The 7,036-nt window shown below is 41.5% G+C and carries 7 protein-coding genes and 1 other annotated feature (1 of these 8 only partly in view); all 7 genes read right to left on the bottom strand.

Annotated elements, in window-relative coordinates; translation table 11 throughout:
• Positions 1-250: 250 nt before the first annotated feature.
• Genes I2E21_RS08980 through trpE form a run of 7 tightly spaced genes read right to left on the bottom strand, consistent with a single transcriptional unit; the run spans position 251 to position 6,817 of the window.
• A complete protein-coding gene (locus I2E21_RS08980; RefSeq protein WP_186935711.1) occupies positions 251-976 on the bottom strand; it encodes an NAD-dependent protein deacylase in 726 nt (241 codons plus the stop codon).
• Positions 976-1,746 carry a tryptophan synthase subunit alpha gene (gene trpA, locus I2E21_RS08975; protein ID WP_022234986.1) on the bottom strand — a complete coding sequence of 257 codons (771 nt, stop codon included), beginning with the start codon at positions 1,744-1,746 and terminating at the stop codon, positions 976-978. The genes I2E21_RS08980 and trpA overlap by 1 nt, the downstream gene beginning before the upstream one ends.
• Positions 1,739-2,923, bottom strand: coding sequence for a tryptophan synthase subunit beta (gene trpB, locus I2E21_RS08970; protein WP_195411113.1), 1,185 nt, complete (start codon positions 2,921-2,923; stop codon positions 1,739-1,741). Before trpB ends, trpA begins: the two co-directional genes overlap by 8 nt.
• A gap of 32 nt (positions 2,924-2,955) precedes the next feature.
• On the bottom strand, positions 2,956-3,741 hold the full coding sequence (gene trpC / locus I2E21_RS08965; RefSeq protein WP_195411112.1) for an indole-3-glycerol phosphate synthase TrpC: 786 nt from the start codon (positions 3,739-3,741) through the stop codon (positions 2,956-2,958).
• A 10-nt stretch (positions 3,742-3,751) separates the two neighbouring features.
• Entirely contained in the window at positions 3,752-4,762 is a 1,011-nt protein-coding gene (trpD, locus tag I2E21_RS08960; protein WP_195411111.1) for an anthranilate phosphoribosyltransferase, read from the bottom strand.
• Positions 4,763-4,793: 31 nt separating this feature from the next.
• Positions 4,794-5,360 (bottom strand): aminodeoxychorismate/anthranilate synthase component II, encoded by a 567-nt coding sequence (locus I2E21_RS08955; protein WP_195411110.1) that lies wholly within the window; start codon positions 5,358-5,360, stop codon positions 4,794-4,796.
• Entirely contained in the window at positions 5,357-6,817 is a 1,461-nt protein-coding gene (gene trpE / locus I2E21_RS08950; RefSeq protein WP_195411109.1) for an anthranilate synthase component I, read from the bottom strand. Before trpE ends, I2E21_RS08955 begins: the two co-directional genes overlap by 4 nt.
• Before the next feature lie 48 nt (positions 6,818-6,865).
• Positions 6,866-7,036, bottom strand: a binding site (T-box leader); it runs 75 nt beyond the window's last position.

Below are 7,036 nucleotides of genomic sequence, written 5' to 3'. Positions count from 1 at the left end.
TTCCATTTATGTAGTCCATTACTACCTTCTTCTTGAATTCATAACTGTATTTTGACATAAAAATACCAACCTCCAAAGTTAGATTTTTTAGGTCTAACTTTTGGGGGTCGGGTCAAAATGAAGTATATTTTCTTTTATTGCTCTCGCAGATACTTACGCCTATTTGTTTGGCTATCGTTAGATTGCGTAAACTGAAAGTATTTGTGGGCTTTGCCCACACCCACAACCTTTGAAAAGGTTGACCAAACCTTTATATATTGACTTTAATTTTATCGAGCAGCTCTCCGACCTTTTCATGAAAAACAAGGTCGGCGGCGCTGTCCATTGGTGTGGCATCACGATTTATCAGTACAAGTTTATTTCCTTTAAAATATCTCACCATACCTGCGGCAGGATAAACCGTGAGGCTTGTGCCTGCAATAATCAGTGTATCTGCATTCGCAATGGCATTAACCGCACCGTTTACTGTTTTATCGTCAAGTCCTTCTTCATAGAGCACAACATCAGGCTTGATGATTCCCGAACATTCGCATTTTGGAATACCGTTGCTCTCTTTAATAAACTCGGCAGTATATGCTTTGCCGCACTTCATACAGTAATTTCTCAACACACTTCCGTGCAGTTCATACACTCTCTTACTGCCTGCCGCCTGATGCAGTCCGTCAATATTTTGAGTAACTACTGCGCTGAGTTTTCCTGCTTTTTCAAGCTCAGCAAGTTTATAATGAGCCTTATTCGGCTTTTTGTCAAGACAAAGCATTTTATCTCTGTAAAAGCGATAAAACTCCTCTGTCTTTTTTACAAAGAATGTATGGCTTAGTATGGTTTCGGGCGGATAATCGTACTTTTGATTATAAAGTCCGTCCACACTTCTGAAATCGGGAATACCGCTCTCTGTAGATACTCCCGCACCGCCAAAGAAAACTATTCTATGGCTGTCATCAATCACTTTCTGAAGTTCGTCAACACTACTCATTACTGCATTGCCTCTTTCATCTGCTTTACATACTCGCAAACAGGCTCAACACATTCTTTGCCGTACTTAGCAACGATTTTTACAATTGCGGAACCTACTATTACACCGTCTGCATACTGTGACATATGCTTTGCCTGCTCCGGAGTTGAAATACCAAAACCTACCGCACACGGGGTATCGCTTACAGAACGAACGAGGTCAACCATTTCGCCAATATTTGTTGTAATCTCTTTTCTTACACCTGTTACACCCATTGAAGAAACACAATATACAAAGCCCTGCGCTTCTTTGGCAATGGTTTTAATTCTGTCGTGTGAAGTCGGTGCAATAAGCGAAACAAGCTCTACACCGTGCTTATCGCAATAAGGCTGTAACTCTGCCTTTTCCTCAAAAGGAACATCCGGAACGATTACGGCGGAAATACCGCACTCTGCGCACTTTGCCATAAATGCGTCTGTACCGTAAACAAAAATAGGGTTCATATATGTCATTACGGCAAGAGCCGCCTTAATCTGCGGACGGATTCTCTTTACCATATCAAAAATCTTATCCGTAGTAGTACCTGCCGCCAAAGAACGGAGGTCAGCCTCCTGAATTACAACACCCTCGGCAATCGGGTCTGAAAAAGGTATACCGATTTCTATGATATCTGCGCCGTTTTCGCTCATACCTATAAGGAGTTTTTCGGTAGTTTCAAGGTCAGGATCTCCTGCGGTTACAAACGGAATAAAAGCCTTGCCGTTTTTGAAGGCATCTTTAATCTTACTCATAAATATTCTCCCCTCTGTATCTTGCAATAGCGGCAACATCCTTATCGCCTCTGCCCGAAAGATTTACAACAATAATGCTGTCTTTGCTCATTGTAGGAGCAAGTTTAATGCAGTGTGCAACAGCGTGTGCGCTCTCAATAGCAGGTATAATACCCTCTGTGCGTGAAAGATACTCAAATGCGTTTACTGCCTCTTCATCGGTAACGGGCACATATTTTGCTCTGCCTGTATCGCTTAAGTTAGCATGTTCAGGGCCGATACCCGGGTAATCAAGACCTGCTGAAATTGAATATACAGGTGCAATCTGGCCGTACTTATCCTGACAGAAATATGATTTCATACCATGGAAAATACCGAGTGTACCGTTTGCGATTGTTGCGGCATTCTTCGGATTATCAACGCCAAGACCTGCTGCCTCGCAACCGATAAGCTGTACGCTCTCATCACCGATAAAGTCATAGAATGCGCCCATAGCATTACTGCCGCCGCCAACACAAGCCATAACCACATCAGGAAGTCTACCCTCTTTTTCAAGGAGCTGTGTTTTGATTTCCTTACCGATTACGCTCTGGAAATCTCTTACAACCGTTGGGAACGGATGCGGGCCCATTACCGAACCGAGTACATAGTGAGTATCGTCAACTCTGTTAGTCCACTCACGCATAGCCTCGTTTACGGCGTCTTTAAGAGTCATTGTGCCTGTTTCAACGGCATTTACCTTTGCGCCGAGAAGTTTCATTCTGTATACATTAAGAGCCTGACGGATTGTATCCTCTTTGCCCATAAAGATCTCACACTCAAGTCCCATAAGTGCGGCAACAGTTGCTGTTGCAACACCGTGCTGACCTGCGCCTGTTTCTGCAATTACTCTTGTTTTGCCCATCTTTTTGGCAAGCAGACACTGACCAAGACAGTTATTGAGTTTGTGTGAACCCGTATGATTTAAGTCCTCACGCTTTAAATAAATCTTAGCACCGCCTAAATCCTTTGTCATTTTCTCCGCATAATAGAGGAGTGACGGTCTGCCGGCATACTCACGCATAAGTGTGTCAAGCTCTGCGACAAACTCCGGATCGTTTTTATATTTTTCATATGCTTCTTCAAATTCATTAACGGCATTCATTAAAGTTTCGGGAACAAACTGTCCACCGTGAATACCAAACTTACCCTTCGACATTGATTTATCTCCTTTTCTAATACCTTATATATTTATAACTTATCACCGTTAAGTTCTTCAAGTGCTTTCTTTTTATCGGCATTTCTCATAAGAGTTTCGCCAATAAGCAGTCCGTTTACTCCTGCTTCTCTAAGCTCCTGCACATCTTCGGCTGTTTTTATTCCGCTTTCGCCGACAAATAAAATTTCCTTTGGTACCAGTTTTCTCAATCTTGTGCAGGTTGTGAGGTCAACCGTAAAGTCCTTTAAATTTCGGTTATTTACGCCGATTACTCTTGCCCCTGCGTCTAATGCCGACTTCACTTCTTCCTTTGTATGTGCCTCTACCAAAGCTGAAAGTCCGAGCGAATCACAAATTTCAATCCATTTTCTGATTGTTTCGGTATCGAGCAGTGCACAAATCAAAAGCACCGCAGACGCTCCGATTACTTTAGCCTCATATATCTGATATTCACAAACTGTAAAATCCTTGCGCAAAAGCGGAATTTTTACATTCTGTGATATTTCCTGCAAATATTTATTTTCACCTTTAAACCACTGCGGTTCTGTAAGTACGGATATCGCAGACGCTCCTGCGTTTTCATAATCCTTTGCAATCTGCACATACGGGAAATCCTCTGCAATTATTCCTTTAGACGGAGATGCTTTCTTTACCTCGCAGATATAAGAAATACCGTCCTTTGCAAGCGCCTTTTCAAAAGGAAATTCATCGGTAATGTTCATTGAAAGCGCTTTGCTTTTTATCTCCTCAAGCGGAATTTGTTTTTCAATTTCCGCATATCTTTCTCGGTTTGCCTGTGCTATTGTTTCAAGTATCATAATATCACCGTTATTCATTAGTAGCCTTTACAAACTGCTCAAGTTTTTCATAAGCCTTGCCGCTGTCAATAAGAGTTTCTGCAAGACGGATACCCTCGGCAATATTCTCTGCCTTACCGCCTGCGCAAATACCGAGAGCCGAATTAAGCAATACAATATCTCTCTTTGCTCCCTTTAACTCGCCTTTTAAAATCTGCTTTGTAATCTCCGCATTCTCTTTGCCGTCACCGCCTGCAAGGTCTGCACTGCTGTATGTCGGCATACCGAACTGTTCCGGAGTAATTTCGTATGAGCTGAATTTACCGTTGTTGATTTCACAAACCTTTGTAGGAGCAGTAACGGTTACTTCGTCCATACCGTCTGTACCGTAGAATACATATCCGCGCTTTACGCCAAGGTTTGCAAATACTCTTGCAATCGGTTCAACGAGTGCCTCTGAATACACACCTGTTACCTGCAAGTTTGCAAAAGCAGGATTTGTAAGAGGTCCTAAAACATTAAAAATATTTCTGATTCCTATATCTTTTCTTACAGGGCCGACAAATCGCATTGATGAATGGTAGCTTTGTGCAAACATAAAGCAAATACCTGTATTTTTAAGGATTTCTTCACTTTTTTCCGGACTTATTGTAAGATTAACTCCAAGAGCCTCCAGACAATCTGCCGCACCGCTCTTACTTGACATTGAACGGTTTCCGTGCTTTGCAACAGAAATTCCTGCGGCCGCAACAACAAAAGCCGCTGTTGTAGAAATATTAAAAGTACCTGTTCCGTCGCCGCCTGTGCCTACAATGTCGAGTACATCGGTATCTCTTTTAACATGAAGTGCCTTGTCACGCATTACTGTTGCGCAAGCTGTAATTTCGTCAATGGTTTCACCCTTAATTCTGAGTGCTGTCAAAAATGCCGCTGTCTGTGCTTGAGTGGCTGTACCGCTCATCATTTCGTTCATTACGGCTGTTGCCTCATCATAAGTTAAGTTATTACCGTCTACTACCTTTTTTATTGCTTCCTTAATCATTTCTGTCACCCTTTCTATGTGTTATCCGTAATCATATATTAATAAAATTCTTTATCATTTCCATACCGTGAGAAGTCAGTATCGACTCCGGGTGGAACTGTAATCCGTAAATTTCGTAATCTCTGTGGCGAACTGCCATAACCTCGCCCATATCGTCCTCTGCCGTAACTATAAGCTCATCGGGAACGGTATCCTTTTTTGCAATCAAAGAATGGTATCTCGCACCGTCAACTACCTTTGGCAAATCGGCAAAAATCTTACAACTGTTGTCAAGATTAATATTACTCTTTTTGCCGTGCATAAGTTTTATTGCTCTTGTAATTTCTGCGCCGAATACCTCGCATATTGCCTGATGTCCGAGGCAAATACCGAGTATCGGATACTCGCCTTTAAGCTCTCTTATAACATCTTCACACACGCCTGCGTCCTTTGGATAACCCGGACCCGGAGAAAGAATAATGTGGGTAGGATTAAGTTTTCTGATTTCATCTACCGTTATTTCGTCATTTCTTACTACCTTTATATCGGGATTAATACTTCCGCAATACTGTACAAGATTATAAGTAAAGCTGTCGTAATTATCTATAAATAAAATCATATAGCTTCAACCTCTCCTGCATTTTTAACTGCATTTATTACCGCAAGTGCCTTGTTGTAGGTTTCAAGATACTCCGACTTAGGGTCGCTGTCTGCAACAATTCCCGCACCTGCCTGAACATAAACCTTATTTCCTTTTTTAACTGCCATTCTTATTGCGATACAAGTATCAAGATTTCCGTTAAAATCAACATATCCGAGCGCACCGCCATATACCCCACGGGGTGTTTTTTCAAGTTCGTCTATAATCTGACAAGCTCTGATTTTCGGTGCTCCCGAAAGTGTGCCTGCCGGAAGAAGCGACTCAACCGCATCAAAAGCGTCAAGTCCGTCTTTAAGCTCACCCTCAACCTCACTGCAAATGTGCATTATCTTTGAATATCTTAAAATCTGCTGATATGAAGTAACCTTTACAGAATTGAATTTTGAAATTTTGCCAATATCATTTCTTCCGAGGTCAACAAGCATATTGTGCTCTGCAAGCTCTTTTTCGTCATTAATAAGCTCATCGGCAAGTGCGTCATCTTCCTCTTTTGTAGCGCCTCTCGGTCTTGAACCTGCAATCGGGAATGTATTTAAAACACCGTTCTGCAATTTAACCAAAGTTTCAGGTGATGTACTTATAATCTCATCGCCCTCAATATTCATATATACCATATAAGGCGATGGGTTTGTAATTCTCAATACTCTGTATGCATTTAAAAGCGAACCTTTGTACTCGGTTTCAAATCTGCGGGATACAACACACTGAAAAATATCGCCGTCAAAAATATATTCCTTGGTTTTATTAACCATATCGCAAAATTCTTCTTCTGTGTATGTGCTTGTAAATTCCACATTTTTATCGCTTTCAAGCTTTGCAAGCGGAGCAGGGTCTGTAATTGTATTGATAATTTCGTTTATATCGTTTACAGCCTGCTCATACTGTCTTTCAGGGTCATAGGTTTTCATATTAACTATAACCGTCATTTTCTCCCTGAGATGGTCATAAGCTATTATCTTGTCAAAAAGCATTAAATCAAAATCATTGGTTTCGCTTTCCTGTATTTTCAAAATCGGTTCGCTGACTGCAATCATAGCATATCCGTAATATCCTACAAGTCCTCCTGTAAACGGCGGCAAATCTTCAAAACGAGGATTTTTGTAATTTTTCATATATTTTCGGATTTCTTTGTATGGCTTGGCGGTTTTAATTGTAACCTCACCCTCGCCTGTAATGGTGAGAACTCCGTTTTTGTAGACAAGTCTTGCCTTAGGATTACAGCCGATAAACGAATATCTGCCCCACTTTACACCGCCCTCGATACTTTCAAGAAGAAAGCACTTGTCTGACTTTTGAAGAATTTTTCTTAACAAAGTAATCGGTGTGACAGAATCGGCGTAAACTTCCTTGTATACAGGGATAACATCGTATTCATCCTTAATTGCCATTACCTCATCATAAGACGGTTTAATCATTTTTCTCACCCTTTATATTTTTTATAAACAAAAAGGCCTTTGCCCCAACTAAGGGACAAAGGTCTGAAACGACTTCTGTGGTACCACCCAAATTGACGGAAATTCCGCCCGCTCATACAGCATACTGACATATGCCTCCTGCTGTAACGGTCAGGTTCCGTCGGAAACTACTCGAATACTCTTTCGGTCCGCCCTCACAAGTCCATTCGGAAAAATCTC

Origin of the sequence: Ruminococcus sp. BSD2780120874_150323_B10 (assembly GCF_015553695.1) — a bacterium.
Classification (GTDB): domain Bacteria; phylum Bacillota; class Clostridia; order Oscillospirales; family Acutalibacteraceae; genus Ruminococcoides; species Ruminococcoides intestinale_A.
This window is presented reverse-complemented; position numbering and strand designations above follow the sequence as displayed.

What these genes read in the sequence shown, in the direction of transcription:
- trpE (WP_195411109.1), bottom strand. Translation starts at nt 6,817, where the DNA reads ATGATTAAACCGTCTTATGATGAGGTAATGGCAATTAAGGATGAATAC.
- I2E21_RS08980 (WP_186935711.1), bottom strand. Translation starts at nt 976, where the DNA reads ATGAGTAGTGTTGACGAACTTCAGAAAGTGATTGATGACAGCCATAGA.
- trpC (WP_195411112.1), bottom strand. Translation starts at nt 3,741, where the DNA reads ATGATACTTGAAACAATAGCACAGGCAAACCGAGAAAGATATGCGGAA.
- trpA (WP_022234986.1), bottom strand. Translation starts at nt 1,746, where the DNA reads ATGAGTAAGATTAAAGATGCCTTCAAAAACGGCAAGGCTTTTATTCCG.
- I2E21_RS08955 (WP_195411110.1), bottom strand. Translation starts at nt 5,360, where the DNA reads ATGATTTTATTTATAGATAATTACGACAGCTTTACTTATAATCTTGTA.
- trpB (WP_195411113.1), bottom strand. Translation starts at nt 2,923, where the DNA reads ATGTCGAAGGGTAAGTTTGGTATTCACGGTGGACAGTTTGTTCCCGAA.
- trpD (WP_195411111.1), bottom strand. Translation starts at nt 4,762, where the DNA reads ATGATTAAGGAAGCAATAAAAAAGGTAGTAGACGGTAATAACTTAACT.